This window comes from Stutzerimonas sp. LR2 (assembly GCF_055755175.1).
The window spans coordinates 685640-704090 of sequence record NZ_JBVTRR010000003.1; the positions used below are offsets into that span (position 1 = coordinate 685640).

At 63.7% G+C, this 18451-nt stretch carries 16 protein-coding genes; 6 read left to right on the top strand and 10 right to left on the bottom strand.

Features of this window, described 5'->3' with window-relative positions; all coding sequences use genetic code 11:
- Positions 1-12: 12 nt before the first annotated feature.
- Positions 13-603, top strand: a complete 591-nt coding sequence (locus tag ACVRRC_RS14105; RefSeq protein ID WP_106442231.1) for a cob(I)yrinic acid a,c-diamide adenosyltransferase — start codon at positions 13-15, stop codon at positions 601-603.
- Positions 596-1624, top strand: a complete 1029-nt coding sequence (locus ACVRRC_RS14110; protein ID WP_243364397.1) for an ion transporter — start codon at positions 596-598, stop codon at positions 1622-1624. The genes ACVRRC_RS14105 and ACVRRC_RS14110 overlap by 8 nt, the downstream gene beginning before the upstream one ends.
- A gap of 16 nt (positions 1625-1640) precedes the next feature.
- Here the strand turns inward: ACVRRC_RS14110 and ACVRRC_RS14115 are convergent, their stop codons facing one another.
- The 8 genes from ACVRRC_RS14115 to secA form a co-directional block, all read right to left on the bottom strand.
- The gene (locus ACVRRC_RS14115) at positions 1641-2432 is read right to left on the bottom strand and encodes an alpha/beta hydrolase family protein (RefSeq protein WP_061374164.1); all 792 of its coding nucleotides are present in this window, start codon (positions 2430-2432) and stop codon (positions 1641-1643) included.
- Positions 2419-3546 (bottom strand): DUF3182 family protein, encoded by a 1128-nt coding sequence (locus ACVRRC_RS14120; protein WP_061374357.1) that lies wholly within the window; start codon positions 3544-3546, stop codon positions 2419-2421. The genes ACVRRC_RS14115 and ACVRRC_RS14120 overlap by 14 nt, the downstream gene beginning before the upstream one ends.
- Before the next feature lie 227 nt (positions 3547-3773).
- Positions 3774-5336 (bottom strand): alkyl hydroperoxide reductase subunit F, encoded by a 1563-nt coding sequence (ahpF, locus tag ACVRRC_RS14125; protein ID WP_068506229.1) that lies wholly within the window; start codon positions 5334-5336, stop codon positions 3774-3776.
- 118 nt (positions 5337-5454) lie between these two features.
- Positions 5455-6018, bottom strand: a complete 564-nt coding sequence (gene ahpC / locus ACVRRC_RS14130) for an alkyl hydroperoxide reductase subunit C (RefSeq protein ID WP_013983746.1) — start codon at positions 6016-6018, stop codon at positions 5455-5457.
- 183 nt (positions 6019-6201) lie between these two features.
- On the bottom strand, positions 6202-7140 hold the full coding sequence (locus ACVRRC_RS14135) for a Nudix family hydrolase (protein WP_472997136.1): 939 nt from the start codon (positions 7138-7140) through the stop codon (positions 6202-6204).
- Positions 7137-7769, bottom strand: coding sequence for a glutathione S-transferase family protein (locus ACVRRC_RS14140; RefSeq protein WP_221292564.1), 633 nt, complete (start codon positions 7767-7769; stop codon positions 7137-7139). The genes ACVRRC_RS14135 and ACVRRC_RS14140 overlap by 4 nt, the downstream gene beginning before the upstream one ends.
- A gap of 119 nt (positions 7770-7888) precedes the next feature.
- Positions 7889-9106 carry a bifunctional glutamate N-acetyltransferase/amino-acid acetyltransferase ArgJ gene (argJ, locus tag ACVRRC_RS14145; protein ID WP_472997137.1) on the bottom strand — a complete coding sequence of 406 codons (1218 nt, stop codon included), beginning with the start codon at positions 9104-9106 and terminating at the stop codon, positions 7889-7891.
- A 108-nt stretch (positions 9107-9214) separates the two neighbouring features.
- Positions 9215-11953, bottom strand: coding sequence for a preprotein translocase subunit SecA (gene secA, locus ACVRRC_RS14150; RefSeq protein ID WP_472997138.1), 2739 nt, complete (start codon positions 11951-11953; stop codon positions 9215-9217).
- Positions 11954-12223: 270 nt separating this feature from the next.
- On the opposite strand from secA, the gene ACVRRC_RS14155 reads away from it, so the two are divergent.
- From ACVRRC_RS14155 to ACVRRC_RS14170, 4 genes are all read left to right on the top strand, one after another.
- Positions 12224-12679, top strand: a complete 456-nt coding sequence (locus tag ACVRRC_RS14155) for a DciA family protein (RefSeq protein WP_014597491.1) — start codon at positions 12224-12226, stop codon at positions 12677-12679.
- 119 nt (positions 12680-12798) lie between these two features.
- Entirely contained in the window at positions 12799-13263 is a 465-nt protein-coding gene (locus tag ACVRRC_RS14160; protein ID WP_020308393.1) for a hypothetical protein, read from the top strand.
- Between the two features lie 85 nt (positions 13264-13348).
- On the top strand, positions 13349-13603 hold the full coding sequence (locus tag ACVRRC_RS14165; RefSeq protein ID WP_014597493.1) for a YebG family protein: 255 nt from the start codon (positions 13349-13351) through the stop codon (positions 13601-13603).
- A gap of 111 nt (positions 13604-13714) precedes the next feature.
- The gene (locus ACVRRC_RS14170) at positions 13715-13984 is read left to right on the top strand and encodes a DUF3509 domain-containing protein (protein ID WP_014597494.1); all 270 of its coding nucleotides are present in this window, start codon (positions 13715-13717) and stop codon (positions 13982-13984) included.
- Between the two features lie 150 nt (positions 13985-14134).
- Here the strand turns inward: ACVRRC_RS14170 and ACVRRC_RS14175 are convergent, their stop codons facing one another.
- Positions 14135-16750 carry a LuxR C-terminal-related transcriptional regulator gene (locus ACVRRC_RS14175; protein ID WP_472997139.1) on the bottom strand — a complete coding sequence of 872 codons (2616 nt, stop codon included), beginning with the start codon at positions 16748-16750 and terminating at the stop codon, positions 14135-14137.
- Between the two features lie 259 nt (positions 16751-17009).
- Entirely contained in the window at positions 17010-18371 is a 1362-nt protein-coding gene (locus ACVRRC_RS14180) for a DUF1329 domain-containing protein (protein WP_014597496.1), read from the bottom strand.
- Positions 18372-18451: the final 80 nt, after the last annotated feature.

The window sequence follows — 18451 nt, forward strand, 5'->3', positions numbered from 1 at the left end:
CAAGGAAAAACCATGGGCAATCGACTATCCAAGATCTACACCCGCACCGGCGACAGCGGCGAAACCGGCCTGGGCGACGGCCGTCGGGTCGCCAAGGATCACCCCCGCGTCGAGGCCATGGGCGAGGTCGATACGCTCAACAGCCAGCTCGGCCTGCTGCTTGCCGAGCTGGCCGATGCGCAGGTGCAGTGGCCGGCGCTCGATGAGCTGATCAGCGTGTTCGGCCCGTGCCAACACCGCCTGTTCGATCTTGGCGGCGAGCTGGCGATGCCCGACTACCAGGCACTGCAGGAAAGCGAGATCGAGCGCCTGGAGCAGGCCATCGACCGTTGGAACCAGGAGCTGGGCCCGCTCAAGGAGTTCATCCTGCCGGGCGGTTCGCGACTCATCGCCCTCGCCCACCTGTGCCGCAGCGTGACGCGCACTGCCGAACGGCGGTGCCAGCAGCTCAATGCCAGCGAAACCGTGCGCCCGGCGCTGCTGGCCTATCTGAACCGACTGTCCGATGCGCTGTTCGTCGCCGCCCGCCTGATTGCGCGGCGCCAGGGGTGTGGCGAGATCCTCTGGCAACCCGCCGCCGCGGCAGCCGGCGCGGATGACTGAGCACCGCGTGGATCAACAGGCGCGACGGCGCGACGGGCTGCATGCCGCCTGGGAAGCCTTCATCGTCCTGCTGGTCTGCGTGAACCTGGCGCTGATCCTGTTCGACAGCCTGTTCGCGCTGCAGCCGGTCAACACGGCCCTTGCCAGCCTGATGCCGCAGCTGCACGAGCGCTATCAGCAAAGCATCCACGTCAACTTCCAGTACATCGACCTGGCCTTCGTCGCGGTCTTCCTTCTCGACGTGCTGCTCGGCTGGACGGTCGCGCTGTTCGAGCGCCGTTATGCGCGCTGGTACTACTACCCGTTCGCTCACTGGTATGACGTGCTCGGCTGCATTCCGCTGGCGGGGTTCCGCTGGCTGCGGGTACTGCGGGTTGGCAGCCTGCTCATTCGCCTGCAGCGTCTGGGCCTGATCGACATGCGCCGGTGGGCCGTCTATGGGCTGCTCAGCCGTTATTACTACCTGCTGATCGAAGAGCTTTCCGACCGGGTGATGGTGCGCCTGTTCGGCCGTCTGCAGCAGGAGATCGGCGCCAGTGACGACCTCTCGCGGCGCCTTCTGCAGGAGGTGGTGCGACCGCGCAAGCAGCGCGTGCTCAACGACCTGTCGCGGCGCCTGCAAGGCATGCTGGAAACCGGCTACCGCGACAATCGCGGCGCCATCGAAGGCTACGTCAGTCAGCTGATCCACCAGGCGCTGCAGGACAATCCGGAAATGCACAGCCTGCGCCGCCTGCCGCTGGGCAATCGCCTGGCCAGCACCCTTGACGATGCCCTCGGCGATATCGCCGCACGGCTGATGCAGGGCGCCGTGGAGGGCATGCGTGGCCCGCAGTTCCAGGCGTTGGCGGCCAATCTCGCCGACGAGTTCTTCGATGCCTGGGTCTATCAGGATGAGCACACCGATCTGGCATTGGAGGAGCTACTGGTGGATGTGATCGAGGTGCTCAAGCAGCAGGTTCTCGACCGCCGCTGGAGCCGCTTCGTCGGCCCGACACCACCCGCCACGCCGCCGGGTTGAAGCGGACAATCGTCGCTCAGCCGCCCGCCTCGCCCTCGTCGACCGGCTTGAAGCCGATCGGCGACTTCTCGTCGAGGCGCGCGCCGACGATCATTTCGGTCGCCCAGTTCACCAGGATGGACGTATAGGCCTCCTGGCAGCGCTCACTGCTCAGCGCGTGGTCGGCGCCATCGATGATCCGATGGGTCAGTGAATGAGTGGAATGAAAGGCGGCGCGATAGCTCATGATCGTTTCGTGAGGCACGAAGGTATCGTGCTCGGACTCGACGATCAGCACGTCGCCGCGGAATGCCGCGCAGGCCGCCAGCGCACGGTTTTCCTCGGGCCGCACGCGGCGGCTGCGCAGCTGGTTGAGTACCTCGCGGTCCAGCTGGCGCTTGGGCACCTGCCATTCCTCGTCGCGGTACAGCGCAGGCACGCGCAGTGCCAGCCACTTCACTGGGCGCAAGGAGGTGAGGATCGCGGCCAGGTAACCGCCATAGCTGGTACCCACCACAGCGATCGCCGAAGGGTCGATATGCGGGTGCTGGGCGAGCAGGTCGTAAGCGGCCAGCAGATCGTCGAGGTTCTGCTCGCGGGTCACGGTTTCCTGCTGTGCCCGGGTCTGCGCATGGCCACGCAGGTCGAACGACAGGCAGACGCAACCGAGCCCGGCGATCCCCCGCGCGCGCGTCAGATCGCGCTGCTGACTACCGCCCCAGCCATGCACGAACAGTACGCCGGGCATCTTTTCCGGCGGTGACAGAAAGGTCCCGGCGATGTGCTCGTCGCCCACCAGGATGTTCACCATCTCGCTATGCGTCGCCATAGTCCTCCACCATTACGCATTTGGTGATGAAGCCCACTTCAGCGTCCTCGTCCCGATACAGCACCTGGGCACCGGCCGGCACTTGCTGTTGTTCACCATAGAATTCGATCGAAGACGCCTTTACCGCACGCACCGCACTGCCCCGCCTGAATGCTTCGAGCGCGGCGATCTCGGCGCTGCTGGCACCGCCGATGCGCCAGGATTGCTCGAGTACGCCGGAACGTGGTTGGCCACGCCCGTCGATGCCCTGGGCGATGTCGTAATTGCGCCGCGAGGCGAAGAAGTGCCGGTAGCAGCTCGAAGCTGCCTCGTCGTAGACCTGCGCCTGGCTGACTGCCAGGCGCGTGGTTTCCGGAAGGTCCAGTGCCAGCAGCGCCTCGAAATCACCATTGACGACCACGAGATCCGAGCCGCCATAGACCTCGTTGCCGGCATTGTCGCGGGTCAGTCGCTGGGTACCGTAGTAACTGGCCAGACGCCCGCCGACACGTACCTGACCAACGCTGAAGGTGGTGACGCGCTCCAGATGAGCTTCGAGCACGACGCCGTACTGACCCAGCTCCTTCTCGTCGAGGGCGAACAACGCCTGGTCGAGGGCATCGCTGTCGTCAACGCGCAGCTGGCCGCGCCCGCCCGTCGCGCGGACCGGTTTGATCCGCACCGCCCCCTCATGCAACAGCCGTCGCCCCGCGTCCCTGGCATCCTCCAGGCTGAACGCGCTGTAGCCGGCCAGCACGCTGCCTTTGACCTGGGTGCCAAAATCGCGCGACCAGCCGACCGGCGCCACGGCGTCCGGACGCACCAGCGGATGGGTGATGGCCTTGGTCTCGACGAAGGGCTGCGGCACGACGCCGCCGAACAGGTCGCCCTCTTCGTTCAGCCCCAGCTCGTGGGCCTCGTGCAGACCGACAACGGTTCCCGACGGCACCAGGTAAGGATGGGCGTCGTAGCGGCGAGTCGGATCGTATTCGCCGCCGTAACTCAGGCCCAGCAACACGGCCAGGCGTTCGGCCAATGCGGCGTGGACAATCTTCTCGTGCTGGGGCTCGCGCGGGCGATTGGGATAGGTCAGCACGACCCTGCGAGACCCCTGCAGCGTTTGCGCATTCATCATCTTCGTGGACAGCTCCATGGACTGCTCGACATGCACGCCAGTGGCAAAGCCGTGGCGTTCGCTTCCACCTGAGCGGTAGCACGGTGTACCGGAGTAGACCGCAGCCAGCACGCAATGATCCTCAGCCGGGACGGGCACTCTCCCTGTCCCCTGTCACCCACGACGAATCGCCCACGAAAAAGGGGAGCAACCTCTCGGTTGCCCCCCTTTTTGTTTGCCGAGCCCGATCAGGCCGGCGCGGAGGTGCGGATCAGGTGATCGAAGGCACTCAGCGAGGCCTTGGCGCCTTCGCCGACGGCGATCACGATCTGCTTGTACGGCACCGTGGTCACGTCACCGGCGGCGAACACACCGGGGATGCTGGTCTGGCCCTTGGCGTCGACGATGATCTCGCCGAAACGCGACAGCTCCAGGGTGCCCTTGAGCCATTCGCTGTTGGGCAGCAGGCCGATCTGCACGAAGATGCCTTCCAGCTCGACGCTGTGCACCTCGTCGTTGGTGCGGTCCTTGTAGACCAGGCCCGTGACCTTCTGGCCGTCGCCCTTGACCTCGGTGGTCTGCGCCATCTTCAGCACGCGGACGTTGGGCAGGCTGTTGAGCTTGCGCTGCAGCACGGCGTCGGCACGCAGGTCTTCGCCGAATTCCAGCAGGGTCACGTGGGCGACGATGCCGGCCAGGTCGATGGCCGCTTCCACGCCAGAGTTGCCACCGCCGATCACCGCCACGCGCTTGCCCTTGAACAGCGGGCCGTCGCAGTGCGGGCAGTAGGCGACGCCACGGCCGCGGTATTCCTGCTCGCCCGGCACGTTCATTTCGCGCCAGCGCGCGCCAGTGGCGAGGATCAGGGTCTTGGCCTTGAGCTCGCCGCCATTGTCGAACCGGACGCGATGCAAGCCGTCTTCGCCGGCCGGGATCAGCTGGCTGGCGCGCTGCAGATTCATGATGTCGACCTCGTACTCGCGCACGTGCTCTTCCAGCGCGCGGGCCAGTTTCGGGCCTTCGGTTTCCTTCACCGAGATGAAGTTCTCGATGGCCATGGTGTCCAGCACCTGACCGCCGAAGCGCTCGGCCGCGACGCCGGTGCGGATGCCCTTGCGCGCGGCGTAGATGGCCGCTGCGGCGCCGGCCGGGCCGCCGCCGACCACCAGCACGTCGAAGGCGTCCTTGGCCTTGAGCTTCTCGGCATCACGGGCGCTGGAACCGGTGTCGAGCTTGGCGAGGATCTCTTCCTCGCTCATGCGGCCCTGGGTGAACAGCTCGCCGTTGAGGTAGATGCTCGGCACCGACATGATCTGCCGCGCTTCGACTTCGTCCTGGAACAGCGCGCCGTCGATGGCCACGTGCTTGACGTTCGGGTTGAGCACGGCCATCAGGTTCAGCGCCTGGACCACGTCCGGGCAGTTCTGGCAGGACAGCGAGAAGTAGGTTTCGAAGCGGTAGTCGCCGTCGAGCGCCTTGATCTGCTCAATGACTTCCGGCGCGGTCTTCGACGGGTGCCCGCCGACCTGCAGCAGGGCCAGCACCAGCGAGGTGAATTCGTGGCCCATGGGGATGCCGGCGAAACGCAGGCTGATGTTGCCGCCGATGCGGTTGAGCGAGAACGACGGCTTGCGCGCATCGTCACCGTCGGTCTTCAAGGTGATCTTGTCGCTGAGGCCGGCGATGTCCTGCAGCAGGCTCAGCAGCTCCCGGGATTTCTCGCCGTCATCGAGGGACGCGACGATCTCGAAGGGCTGGGTGACCTTCTCCAGGTAGGCTTTCAACTGGGTCTTGAGATTGGTGTCCAACATGAGCAGCGGTACCCCGTTCGGAATTCAGGAAATAAAACGCCCGGACGGTTCGCGTCCAGGCGTCGGGTCGAAGGAGCGAACAGCAGCTCCCTCGACAGGCAAGCAAGGCAGATAGACGTTAGATCTTGCCGACCAGGTCCAGCGACGGAGCCAGGGTCTTCTCGCCTTCTTTCCACTTGGCCGGGCAGACTTCACCCGGGTGAGCGGCGGTGTACTGAGCAGCTTTCAGCTTGCGCAGGGTCTCGGACACGTCACGAGCGATCTCGTTGGAGTGGATCTCGACGGTCTTGATCACGCCTTCCGGGTTGATCAAGAAGGTGCCGCGCAGAGCCAGGCCTTCTTCCTCGATGTGCACGCCAAAAGCGCGGGTCAGTTGGTGAGTCGGGTCACCGATCAGCGGGAACTGAGCCTTGCCAACGGCCGGCGAAGTTTCGTGCCAGACCTTGTGCGAGAAGTGGGTGTCGGTAGTGACGATGTACACCTCGGTCTCGGCCTTCTGGAACTCGGCGTAGCTGTTGGCAGCGTCTTCGATTTCGGTCGGGCAGTTGAAGGTGAAGGCAGCCGGCATGAAGATCAGCACGGACCACTTGCCCTTCAGGGACTCTTCGGTGACTTCGATGAACTTGCCATTGTGGAAGGCATTGACTTTAAACGGCTGAACCTGAGTGTTGATCAACGACATGCTAACTCCTCGGGGTTTTGGAAAAGGAATTCAAAAACTTTGACGGCGCCTACGATAGCGCACCCGACAGCATACTGTTAATTGATTAAGGGAATAGCCTTCATTGCTTTTCACTATCAATGAAACATTTCAGTTGCAGTCTTTCAGGCGGCATCGGCAGTGACCCGCGATTGGCTCCGCGGTTCAATCCGGCCAGAACGCGCGGATGGCCGCAATGCCTTGCGCGCCTATCTGCCGAGCCCGTCCCATATCGCCTGCCTGTAGCCCACCGAGCAGGAAAACCGGCCGATCGAAGCTTGACAGCAAGTCCGCTGCAACCTGCCAGCCCAGAGTAGGCGCGCCGGGATGAGTCGCCGTGCTCTGCACGGGCGACAAGGTGACGAAATCTACCTCCAATGCAGCTGCCAGTGCCAGCTCTTCTGCCCCATGACAGGACGCTGCCAGCCATCGCTGCGCTTGCACCGGCCGCCCGTCTCCGGCCCGCCGCAGCTGTTCAGCAGTGAGGTGCCAACCCGCACCGGGAAAGTCCTCGACCCACTCCAGTGGGCCCTTGAGCATCAGTTGGGCACGTCCCGCGCACAGGGCCAGCACACGCTCGGCAAGCGCCCGATAGTCCGCAGGCGGGAGGGACGGCGCACGCAACTGGATGAGCCGAATGCCTGCATCCAGCGCCCGCGCAATTCCTTCGAGCAAACGCGGCACGGCAAGGCCGTCGGGGGTGATCAGATAATGCTGCGGGAGACGGGCTGCGGTCACGATCGGCTGATTGGCGGCGGGAAAACTGTAGTCGACAAGCTCCTCCGGGGCGACCCAGGCCAGCGGCTGACCCTCGGCACCGTGCGGCTCGCCGGCGAACGCCAGCACTTCCCAGACATCCAGCAGGACCTGCTTGTCCGGATAGTCGTGGCGTACCTGTATCAACGGTTGGGCCTGGGTCACCTCGATGCCCAACTCCTCCTGCAGCTCACGGGCCAGCGCCGATTCCACGCCTTCACCGTCCTCGACCTTGCCGCCCGGAAATTCCCACAGACCGCCCTGATGCTTGTCGAGTGGGCGTTTGGCGATCAACACGCTCGATTCCGGCCCGCGGATGACGGCCGCAGCAACATGGATACGCTTCACTTCATCACTTCCTGCACGGCTCGTTCGCGCCAGCGCTGAAAGGCTGGCCATTGGTGGATCGTCTCGACATAAGCCGTCGCGACGGGTGGCAGCTCAACCCGATAGCTGCGCAGGCGCGACGCCACCGGCGCGTAGAAGGCATCGGCGACGCCTGGCTGACCGAACAGGAAAGCTCCGCCGTGGCCGAAGCGCCCGCGGCAGTCGGCCCAGATCGCGCAGATCCGATCGATGTCCTCCTGCACCGCTTCAGGCAACTGCGCCAGTGCCTGATCACGCGCCATATCCATCGGCAGGTGGCTGCGCAGCGCCTGAAAGCCGCTGTGCATCTCGGCACAGATGCTGCGCGCCAGCGCTCGTGCATAACGCTCTTGTGGCCACAGCTGCGCCTTGGGCGCAACCTCGGCGAGGTACTCGGCAATGGCCAGCGAGTCCCATACCGGGCCCTCGTCGGTCAGCAGCACCGGCACCTTGCCGGTTGGCGAGTAGCTGAGCAGGCGCGCCCGACTCTCGGGTCGATAGAGCGCTACGGGGATATCCGAAAACGCCTGGCCGGACAGTTCCAGAACCAGGGCAGCCCGCAGCGACCAGGACGAGTAGTTGCGGTCGCCAATAACCAGTTGCAAAGCCATGATCGATGCGCCTCACGTCGACAGAGGAAGTCAGCGGACGTTAAAGCTCAACGCGTGGAGAAGGCAATTCCCGCTGCACATGGGCCCATGCGCAACGGGAATAGCGAGGGGCGAGACGATCAGGTCCGGTATTCGGCGTTGATCTTCACGTACTCGTGGGACAGGTCGGTGGTCCAGATGGTCTCGCTGCAGCTGCCGCGGCCCAACTCGATGCGAATGCTGATCTCCTCACGGGCCATTACCGCGGCGCCCTGCTCTTCGGTATAGCTGGGCGAGCGGCCACCCTGGCTGGCGATGCAGACCTCGCCGAGGAAGACATCGATCTTGCTCACATCCAGATCCGGCACACCGGCATACCCCACGGCGGCGAGGATGCGGCCCCAGTTCGGGTCGGAGGCGAACAGTGCAGTCTTGATCAGCGGCGAATGGGCCACGGCGTAGGCGACGTCCAGGCATTCCTGATGATTGCCGCCCCCGTTGACCTGCACGGTGACGAACTTGGTCGCCCCCTCGCCATCGCGGACGATGGCCTGGGCCACTTCCATGAACACCTCGAGAACCGCCTGCTTGAGCTTGCCGAACAGCTCGCCGGCGGCGGATGTGATCTCCGGCAATGCAGCCTGGCCGGTGGCGATCAGCATGCAGCAGTCGTTGGTCGAGGTATCGCCATCGATAGTGATGCGATTGAAAGACTTGTTCGCCGCATCGCGCACCAGATCCTGCAGCACGTTGCCGGCCACCTTGGCGTCGGTGGCGATGTAGCCGAGCATGGTGGCCATGTTCGGCCGGATCATCCCGGCGCCTTTGCTGATACCGGTAATGGTGACAGTGACGCCGTCGTGCTGGAACTGTCGGCTGGCGCCCTTGGGCAGGGTGTCGGTGGTCATGATGCCGGTCGCGGCCTCGGCCCAATGATCGGGCGAGAGGTCGTCGAGCGCGGCCTGCAATGCCGACTCGATCTTCTGCACCGGCAGCGGTTCGCCGATCACACCGGTGGAAAACGGCAGCACGGCAGTCTCGTCAACGCCGGTCAGCGCTGCCAGCGCGGCGCAGGTGCGACGGGCGTCGGCCAGCCCCTGAGGCCCGGTGCCGGCGTTGGCGTTACCGGTGTTGGTCAGCAGGTAGCGCACCGGACCGTGCATGCGTTCGCGGGTGATCAGTACCGGCGCGGCACAGAACGCGTTGGTGGTGGTCACTCCAGCCACTCGCGAACCTTCGGCGCAGCGCATCACCACCACGTCCTTGCGGCCCGGGCGCTTGATGCCGGCGGAGGCGATGCCCAGCTCGAAGCCGGGAACCGGATGCAGTGTAGGTAAAGGACCAAGACCGACAGCCATGGAGGGCTCCTTCAAGACAGTGGTGGCCAACAGGCCAGGTGACGGGGAGAAAAACGCCGCGAGCGGCACAGGCCGGTCGCGGCGTGGATCAACGGGACAAGGTCGGGCCTACTGGACCTGTCCGTGGCAATGCTTGTACTTCTTGCCCGAGCCACATGGGCAAGGCTCGTTGCGACCGATCTTCGGCTCGGTGCGCACCGGCGCCACCGCGACGTCGGGCTGGCCGGCCACCTCGGGCTGTTCTTCGGGCTGATCCAGCGCGGACACCTCGGCGTGCTGGAACTGCATGCGCTTGGCCAGCTCCTCGGCCTCGCGGCGCAGACGGGCCTCTTCTTCGGCCGGGTCTTCGCGGCGAACCTGCACGTGGGAAAGCACGCGGATGCTGTCGCGCTTGATGGATTCCAGCAGGTCCTGGAACAGTGCGAAGGACTCGCGCTTGTATTCCTGCTTCGGGTTCTTCTGCGCATAACCGCGCAGGTGAATGCCGTGGCGCAGATGGTCCATGGTCGACAGATGTTCTTTCCACAGGTCGTCCAGCACGCGCAGCACGATCTGCTTCTCGAAGGTGCGCAGCGCCTCGGAGCCGGCCAGCTCTTCCTTCTCCTGGTAGTCCGCCAGCAGCGCCTGCATGATTTTCTCGCGCAGGGTCTCTTCGTAGAGCTTCTCGTCCTCGTCGAGCCACTGCTGAATCGGCAGGCGCGCGCCGAAATCGCTGTAGAGCACCGCTTCCAGACCGGGAATGTCCCACTGCTCGGGCAGCGACTGCGGCGGGATATGCGCGCTGATGGAGGCGTCCAGCACCTCCTGGCGGAACTCGGCGATGGTCTGGCCGATTTCGTCTGCCGCCAGCAGGCTGTTGCGCATGTGGTAGATCACCTTGCGCTGCTCGTTGGCCACGTCGTCGTATTCGAGCAGCTGCTTGCGCATGTCGAAGTTGCGGCCTTCGACCTTGCGCTGCGCCTTCTCGATGGCATTGGTGACCATGCGGTGCTCGATGGCCTCGCCGGACTCCATACCCAGCGCCTTCATGAAGTTCTTCACCCGGTCGGAGGCGAAGATGCGCATCAGGCTGTCTTCCAGCGACAGGTAGAAACGGCTGGAGCCTGGGTCCCCCTGGCGTCCGGCCCGGCCACGCAGCTGGTTGTCGATACGACGCGACTCGTGACGCTCGGATGCGATCACGTGCAGACCGCCCGCCTCCAGCACCTGTTGGTGGCGCTTCTGCCAGTCGGCCTTGATCTGCGCAACCTGCTCTTCGGTCGGATTCTCCAGTGCCGCGACTTCCACTTCCCAGTTGCCACCGAGCAGGATGTCGGTACCACGACCCGCCATGTTGGTGGCGATGGTCACCGCACCCGGGCGACCGGCCTGGGCGATGATTTCGGCTTCCTTGTCATGGTGCTTGGCGTTGAGCACCTTGTGTTCGATGCCTTCCTTCTCCAGCAGACGCGACACGTACTCGGACGTCTCGATGGTCGCGGTGCCGACCAGCACGGGGCGGCCCTGTTCGCGGCATTCCTTGATATCGGCGATGATCGCGGCGAACTTCTCTTCCTGGGTCAGGTAGACCAGGTCATTGAAGTCCTTGCGCGCCAGCGGCTTGTTGGTCGGGATGACCACCACGGGCAGGTTGTAGATCTGCTGGAATTCGAAGGCTTCGGTATCGGCCGTGCCGGTCATGCCGGCGAGTTTCTTGTACAGGCGGAAGTAGTTCTGGAAGGTGGTGGAAGCGAGGGTCTGGCTTTCCGGCTGGATCTGCAGCCCTTCCTTGGCCTCGATGGCCTGGTGCAGCCCTTCCGAGAGCCGGCGCCCGGGCATGGTCCGGCCGGTGTGCTCGTCGATCAGCAGCACCTGGTTGTTCTGCACGATATATTCGACGTTGCGGTGGAACAGCTTGTGGGCACGCAGCCCGGCGTACACGTGTGTCAGCAGGCCGAGATTGTGCGCCGAGTAGAGGCTCTCGCCTTCGGCCAGCAGGCCAGCTGCGGTGAGCAGCTCTTCGATATACTGATGGCCTTGCTCGTTCAGTTCGACCTGACGGGTCTTCTCGTCGATGCTGAAGTGCCCTTCCTGGGTGACGACGCCTTCTTCTTCCTCGATGTGCTGCTTGAGGCGAGGAATCAGCTGGTTGATCTGCTGATAGAGCTTGGAGCTGTCTTCGGCCTGGCCAGAGATGATCAGCGGGGTACGTGCTTCGTCGATCAGGATGGAGTCGACTTCGTCGATGACCGCGAAGTTGAGTTCGCGCTGGTTCTTTTCCTGGAGGCTGAACGCCATGTTGTCGCGCAGGTAGTCGAAGCCGAACTCGTTGTTGGTGCCGTAGGTGATATCGGCGGCATAGGCGGCGCGCTTTTCTTCCGGCGGCTGGAACGGCGTGACGATACCGACGGTGAGGCCGAGGAACTCATACAGCGGACGCATCCAGTTGGCGTCGCGGCGGGCCAGGTAGTCGTTGACGGTGACCACGTGTACACCCTTGCCGGCCAGTGCGTTGAGGTACACCGCCAGGGTTGCCACCAGCGTCTTGCCTTCACCGGTGCGCATTTCGGCGATACGCCCTTCGTGCAGGGTCATGCCGCCAATCAGCTGCACGTCGAAGTGGCGCATGCCCATGACGCGCTTGCCGGCTTCACGGCAGACGGCGAATGCTTCGGGGAGGATCTGGTCGAGGGTTTCGCCTTTCTCGAGACGGGCCTTGAACTCTTCGGTCTTGCTGCGCAGTTGCTCGTCGGAGAGCGACAGCATCTGCTCTTCGAGTGCATTGACGGCTTGCACCGCCTTGAGCATGCGTTTGACTTCACGCTCATTCTTGCTTCCAAAGAGTTTCTTCAATAAAGGCGCAAACATATCGACAAAGACTTCCATGCTGGGGATGGAGGCACGTCCGTGGGGTCACGGCAACGTGCAAAGGGGCCATTCTACTCGGAAACGGCACTGAGGAAAGGTGCCTGACTGCGCAGCACGGCGACCCGCCAATGGCGCTGGCAGGCGACCGTTCGCCGCTCAACATGGGGCTCGTGACGCCTCATTTCAACCACACGCCTCCCGTACTGGCCGGCTTCGGCCGTGCGGCCTTCTGTTACCATGAATGCCGTCACCACGGATCTTCCGACCATCATGGCCTTTCGCCCATCACCGGCCCGCGCACCCGCCTCACTGTTGCGCGAAGCAAAGCCGCTCAGAGCCTTGTTCGGGGAGGCGCTGCGACTCGAGCGTCTGCAGCGGTTGCTGGAGAGCCAGCTGCAGCCTGCTGCGCGTGAGCATTGCCGCGTGGCCTCCTGGCGTGAGGGCTGTCTGTTGCTGATCGTCACCGATGGCCACTGGGCCACACGCTTGCGTTACCAGCAGCGCCGTCTGCAACGCCAGCTGGAAGCCATGGAAGAGTTCGCCGGACTGCTTCGTATCCAGTTCAAGGTACAGCCACCGCCGCCACCGAGGCACCAGCCTGCCGCTACACCGCCGCTGTCGAGCAACGCCGCGGACAGCATTCAGGCGGCCGCCCAGGGCATTCGTGATCCGGCTCTACGAGCCGCACTCGAGCGCCTGGCCAGCCGAGGCAAAACCAGCGACTGACATCCTGCTACAAATGCGCGCCCCATCCTTGCGCAGCCTCGCCCGGCACGGGTTAGCATGAGCCGGTCAATGCGGAGGTCTTCCATGTCGCTTAGCCGTTTGTCCGCAGGGGCGCGCTCATGCTAATCGGCGCCCTGCTCATCCTCACCTGGCTGGTACTGCTGGTCCGCTACCCGCTGAGAGCGGTGCCGATCTCGCTGGGGGCCGTGCTCGGTCTGGCGCTTGTCGCCGGCTGGGTGCTCTGGCAGGAACATCGTGAGGAGCAGCTGCTGTCGCGCCTCGAGATCCGGCTAACCCACGACCCGCAGCGCTGCCCGGGCGCTCAGCCGCTGCATGTGCAACTGGTCAACCACACGGACAGGAAACTGCAGAGTCTGCAATGGGAGGTGGCCGCCTATGCCCCGGGCTCACGCACCAACCTTGCGCGCCGTGCCTATGACGCTCCCGCCTACCAAGGGCCCGGCGATCTGCAACCGGGCGCGCGCTGGGAGTCCTGCCTCCCGCTGCCGCTGCTGCGTAGCGGATATCGCGCCGCGACTCTGGAGTTTCACGCCGAGCGGCTGCAAGGGCATTTCGCTCACTGACACAACGGCACGCTACCAATCTTCGCCGCGCCCGCTTATCCTGTACAAATAAACAGTATCAATCTGCCAATGACCGAGGTGGTAAATGGCCGTCGAAGTGGTGTACCGCAGCAGTCGGGACCTGGAGCGTTTGTTCATGGATAAAGCCGAAGCCGATCGTCACGACAAAATGCTTGAGCTGGCCGAGGCGCTAGCGGCCGTACTGCAACAGGCATCGCCCTCGTTGAGTGAGCAGCAGGCCGAAGATATCGGGATCTTCATGGCGCGGCACCGTGAGTTGTTCGCCAAGGCCTTCAAGAGCAGCCCGGAAGCGCTGGCCGAGCTGAGCAGCCAGGCGTAACGCTAAGGAGCATTGCGGCGTTTTGCAGCAGTCAGGACACGCTGCGCCCGGGAAACTTGTCATCGCCTTACCGGGTCCATTGCTGGCAACCCCCTATACAGGTATTTAGGCATGACGAGTCCATTCCAGAAGATCAGTGATGTGTTTCGTCCCCGCTACAACGTCAACTTCAGCATCGAGAAGCCGGACGGCAGCATCCTGCTGACCCTGACCGGCGCCGAAGGCGTCGCGGTGAAGCGCTTCATCAGTGCGGAGCAGTGGCGCGATCAGCAACAGCTGCAACGCCTGATCACCAGCCTGCAGGTCAGCCTCGCCATCGAACGCGGCGAGCAGATGCCGCCACGCGCACTTCACGGAGGTTTGCAGCCCGCCCCGCTGTAGCGGCTTCAGCCTGACTGCCTGCAGGTTGCCGCGTTTCCCCCGATCGTCCTCAAAACAACAACAAGAACTCTCTTCCCGCTGCCGATCAACGTATCCGCAGCGTATCGTTGCGCCTGGCGTCTGACCCAGGCGCAACGGTGTTCCCCGGCATCAGAGCCAGGCAAGCGCCTTGGCCTTGGCCACCGCCTGAGTCCTGCGCGCGACCCCCAGCTTGGTGTTGATCCGCCGCGCATGGGTCTTGACCGTATGCAGCGAGATGAATAACTGCTCGGCGATCTCCTGGTTCGAACAGCCCTGAGCAATCAGGCGCAAGACAGTGAGCTCGCGATTGCTGAGAACGGTTTCCTCCGTCGCGGCCTGAGTAGTCTCCGGCTCGCGCTCGTATCTCAACAGACGCTGCCGCAGCGATTCCCCCTTCACCGCAGGCAGCACCCGCGCCAGCCACTGAGGTTGGCGGTGCGCCAGTTCGTACAGCGGCTTGACCAGATGCTGCCGAGCCGCCTCTCCCAGCGCCAGGCGCACCTCGGCCTCCGCATCCACCGCCTGACCATCGACGTGCAAGGCCTCGGCCAGGCTGAAACGGCACTCGCACGCAAGCCCGAGGCGCTGCGCAGCGAGGTTCTGCTCGATCTGTTCACGTAACGCGGCAATCGCTTTCGCCGGCTGCCCGTCCAGGATGTCGATCACAGCCAGATAGCGGCGCACCCTCGGCAGCAATTCGTAGAAGCCGGACGGCGACAGATAACCGCGCCCTTCGTAGAGTTCCAACACCTGGCAGAGTGCACTGCGAGCCTTGCGCAGTTCCCCCTGATGTAGCCAGGCCACTCCGTTTATCAGCGGCAGGATGCCGCGGAAACGTGCCTCAGGGACATGGCGCCACTGTGACAGCCGCTCGGCGTCGCGCAGCCAGTGATAAGCGCAGGCGAACTCCTGATTGCGCGCCGCCAGCTCGGCAAGCCCGACGTAGCCGAAGAAACAGTAGGAGTCGCCGCAGGTTTCGGTCTCGGCCTTGCCCTGCTGGTAGGCCTCCTGCGCAGGCTCGTCGAGCCCCTGATAGGCCAATCGGTGGCCCTGCAACAGCTGCAGCCGTCCGATCAACGGGCTGTGTCGAACCGACTCGCGCAGGGCCTGCAGTGCCTCGTTAAGCACCCCGACTGCCCGCTCGAACTCGCCGGTCAGCTCCAGCAACTGGATTCGGTCGACGCTGAGCATTACCTCATAGAGCACACTGCCCTTGAGCCGTGCGAGCTTCATGCCCTCGCTGTTGTAGTGCTGGGCAAGCTCCAGCTCGCCTTCGGCCATGGCCTGCTGCGTCAGAACCTGCAAACAGAGGACGCGTTGCGCCCAGGCGTGGTCGGAGAGCACTTCCAGCGCCTGCAGGCAGTGCTGTCGCGCCTCGGGCTCGCCGCGCAGACGCGCCAGAAAGCCCCGCAGCGCCTGCCACTGCGCCAGCAGCTGCGCCTGCCGGCGCGCGTCGGGCTGAGGGAAGAACTTGGCGAGCTCGGCCAGGCACTCATCTACCTCGTCGAGTCGCGCCGAAATGATCAGCGCCCAGCCCTGTAACACGATCAATCGCGTAGTACTGGCGAACAGGTCTTGGGGTAGCTCGCTTCGCCATTTGAGGAAGCGCGACACGTTGTCGCCGATCAGCAACTGTTCCTGGCCGTACCGCTGCAGGTAATTGGCCGCCACTTCCGGCTGCCCGGCCCACAAGGCATGCTCCACTGCTTCGCGCATCTCGCCGCGACTGGCAAACCACTGACAGGCACGCAGATGCGCCTGAGTCGGCGCCGCATTTTCCGCGGAGCGCTGCAGCATCAGGGCCAGAGGCTTCCACAACCTGAACCACTCCCCACAGTTGTCGATCTGCCTGATGAAGAGCTGGCGTGTCTTGAGGACATCGAGGATCTCGCGGCCCACACCGTCGAGGACGTGATCGCACAGTTCTGCGGAGAAACGCGGCATGCGCGCCAGGGCCAACAGCGCGCGCCGCACCTCGTCGCTCAACCCCGCCATCACTTCCCGCTGCACGTAATCCCTGAGCAGCGGTGTGCCGGCCTGCAGCCGCTCGCGCAGGGCGTGTTCGTCGGCGTTCAGCAGCATCAGGCAGACGCCGGCTGGCCAGCCCTCCAGGACGCGCTGCAGCTGCTGGAAGCTCTCTGGGGAAAGGGCCAATCGATGGACCTTGAGCACCTGTTCAAGCTCATCGGCCGTGAATGCCAGCGCTTCGGCCTCAAGTTCGAACAGGTGCCCCTGCAAGAGCAACCGGGGCAATTTCCACGCCGGCTGACGCCGACTGGTGACCCACCAGCTGACCGTGGACGGCCCCATGTCCAGCAGCAGATCGAGGCAATCATCGAGTTCGGGACTGGAGTCCCGCGGGTAGTCGTCGAGCATGATCCAGACGGGCTGGCGGATGCGACGCAGCAAAGCCAGCAAGTCGTTTTCAGAACCGCCGCCTGCGGGCTCTGCCAAGGCAGTACCGAGTTGCTCATGCAGCGCTTCCACCGTGCAGGCTCGCCCACCGAGGTCCAGCCAGACCAACCGCGTGTCCGCCGGCACCTGCCGAGCGCACTCGCTCATCAGCACGGTCTTGCCGAATCCTGCCGGAGCGCAGATCAAACGCAGCCGGCAGTCGCTGTCGAGCAGCGCCTGCGTCAATCGAGGCCGCCGGACGTGCAGCGGAGGCAGACGGGGAATGGACGGGAATTGCCCTGCGGGACTTGCCTCTGCACTGAGCGCATCAGGAATGAAGCGTACGGACATGGCAACGGTTCTCTTGTTCTGATCAATCCATTGAAACACAGCGCAGTGCGTGCCAGGCGTTACGCTCGGTTATCACGGCCGTCAGTCGAAACGCCATCCCTGTCATTGCATGCGGCCGCAACGTTGGCTAGCAGGTCCAGCCGGCGCGATAGCGTTCTGACACTGGAACTCTTTAATCGGAAATTATCATCCGCTGGTTGGAAGCAAAAAAAAAGGCGGCCAATCCGGCCGCCTTATTCACAAGCCAAATATCAGACGATCAACGTACCCCGGCATTACGCAGGGCGGCCGGCGTGAAGTCACGGGCAGAGGCACGATAGCCATACTCGTGAGGCTTCTCCTCGTTGCTCATGCCGATCGCGATATAGCGGCCGGAAATGATGTCGTACAGCGCCTCGAATGCGTAGGCCGGAACCTTGTGCTGGTAGTACTGCAGCGAATGGGCTTCACCTACGCGCCAGAGCTGTCCACGGCCGTCGTAGAGCTCAGACTGAACGATGGTCCAACTGTCCTCGTCGACGAAGAAGCGACGCTTGGCATAGATGTTCCGCTCGCCGCTCTTGAGAGTCGCCTCGATTTCCCAGACACGGTGAAGCTCGTAGCGCGCCAGATCCTGATTTACGTGACCGGCCTTGATGATGTCCTTGTACTTCAGGTCACTGGAGGCGATCTCGTAGCTGTTGTAGGGGATGTACAGCTCCTTCTTGCCGATCAGCTTCCAGTCGTAGCGATCCGGTGCGCCACTGAACATGTCGAAGTTGTCGGTGGTGCGCATACCGTCGGATGCGGTACCCGGGCCGTCATACGCGACCTGCGGAGCGCGGCGAACGCGACGCTGCCCGGCGTTGTAGATCCAGGCCTGACGCGGCTCCTTCACCTGATCCAGCGAGTCGTGCACCAGCAGCACGTTACCAGCCAGTCGAGAAGGCGCTGTCACCCGCTGCTTGAAGAACAGCAAGGCGTTCTTGGCGCGCTCCGGGTCCAGATCCGTCATGCCCAGCGGGAAAGCCACCTCGTCCTCGAAGTGAACCATGGTGTAGCTACCGTTGGTTTGCGGAGTTGCCTGAACGATATTGCGGCGCACGTTACCGCCGCGGTAACGAGTGATGTGGTTCCACACCACTTCCAGACCATTCTTCGGAATCGGGAAGGCGTAGTAGCGACTATCGGTGAAGTTGGCGAGGCCGTTGCCACCCTCGACGAGCTCGGTATTGACTGCGCTTTTCTTCGCGGCCTCGTAGATCTCATCCGGCACAGCGACGGTACGGTGCGTGGGGAACACGCGAATCTTGTAGGTTTCCGGGTAACGCTTGAACATGGCCAACTGGCCTGCGGTCAGCTTGTCCTTGTACTGCTCGGCGTTCTGCGCGGTGATGACGAACTTCGGTTGCTCGTCCTTGAACGGATTGGTCAGGTGACCGTTCTTGAGCGGCGCGGCATCGGTCTTCAGGCCGCCGGTCCACTCGGGGATGCTGCCATCGGAATTACCGGCCTTTTCAGCCCCCAATGGCGTCAGGGATGTGCCGAGCTTGGCGGCTTCTTCAGGGGAGACGGCAGCCATCACACTGCTTGCCAGCAGGGAGAAGGCCAAGACACTGAATAGTTTTCTTGTTGTTTTCATACGATTCCAGTTCCTCTTGATCTTGTTATAGGCCGGAGGCCCATGCCTGTCGCTGATGTCCGACCGATCATCCTCATCGG

Excerpts from the sequence above, each read along its gene's own strand:
- ACVRRC_RS14105 (WP_106442231.1), top strand. The coding sequence starts at position 13 with ATGGGCAATCGACTATCCAAGATCTACACCCGCACCGGCGACAGCGGC.
- ACVRRC_RS14110 (WP_243364397.1), top strand. The coding sequence starts at position 596 with ATGACTGAGCACCGCGTGGATCAACAGGCGCGACGGCGCGACGGGCTG.
- ACVRRC_RS14115 (WP_061374164.1), bottom strand. The coding sequence starts at position 2,432 with ATGGCGACGCATAGCGAGATGGTGAACATCCTGGTGGGCGACGAGCAC.
- ACVRRC_RS14120 (WP_061374357.1), bottom strand. The coding sequence starts at position 3,546 with ATGATGAATGCGCAAACGCTGCAGGGGTCTCGCAGGGTCGTGCTGACC.
- ahpF (WP_068506229.1), bottom strand. The coding sequence starts at position 5,336 with ATGTTGGACACCAATCTCAAGACCCAGTTGAAAGCCTACCTGGAGAAG.
- ahpC (WP_013983746.1), bottom strand. The coding sequence starts at position 6,018 with ATGTCGTTGATCAACACTCAGGTTCAGCCGTTTAAAGTCAATGCCTTC.
- ACVRRC_RS14140 (WP_221292564.1), bottom strand. The coding sequence starts at position 7,769 with ATGGCTTTGCAACTGGTTATTGGCGACCGCAACTACTCGTCCTGGTCG.
- argJ (WP_472997137.1), bottom strand. The coding sequence starts at position 9,106 with ATGGCTGTCGGTCTTGGTCCTTTACCTACACTGCATCCGGTTCCCGGC.
- secA (WP_472997138.1), bottom strand. The coding sequence starts at position 11,953 with ATGTTTGCGCCTTTATTGAAGAAACTCTTTGGAAGCAAGAATGAGCGT.
- ACVRRC_RS14155 (WP_014597491.1), top strand. The coding sequence starts at position 12,224 with ATGGCCTTTCGCCCATCACCGGCCCGCGCACCCGCCTCACTGTTGCGC.
- ACVRRC_RS14160 (WP_020308393.1), top strand. The coding sequence starts at position 12,799 with ATGCTAATCGGCGCCCTGCTCATCCTCACCTGGCTGGTACTGCTGGTC.
- ACVRRC_RS14165 (WP_014597493.1), top strand. The coding sequence starts at position 13,349 with ATGGCCGTCGAAGTGGTGTACCGCAGCAGTCGGGACCTGGAGCGTTTG.
- ACVRRC_RS14170 (WP_014597494.1), top strand. The coding sequence starts at position 13,715 with ATGACGAGTCCATTCCAGAAGATCAGTGATGTGTTTCGTCCCCGCTAC.
- ACVRRC_RS14175 (WP_472997139.1), bottom strand. The coding sequence starts at position 16,750 with ATGTCCGTACGCTTCATTCCTGATGCGCTCAGTGCAGAGGCAAGTCCC.
- ACVRRC_RS14180 (WP_014597496.1), bottom strand. The coding sequence starts at position 18,371 with ATGAAAACAACAAGAAAACTATTCAGTGTCTTGGCCTTCTCCCTGCTG.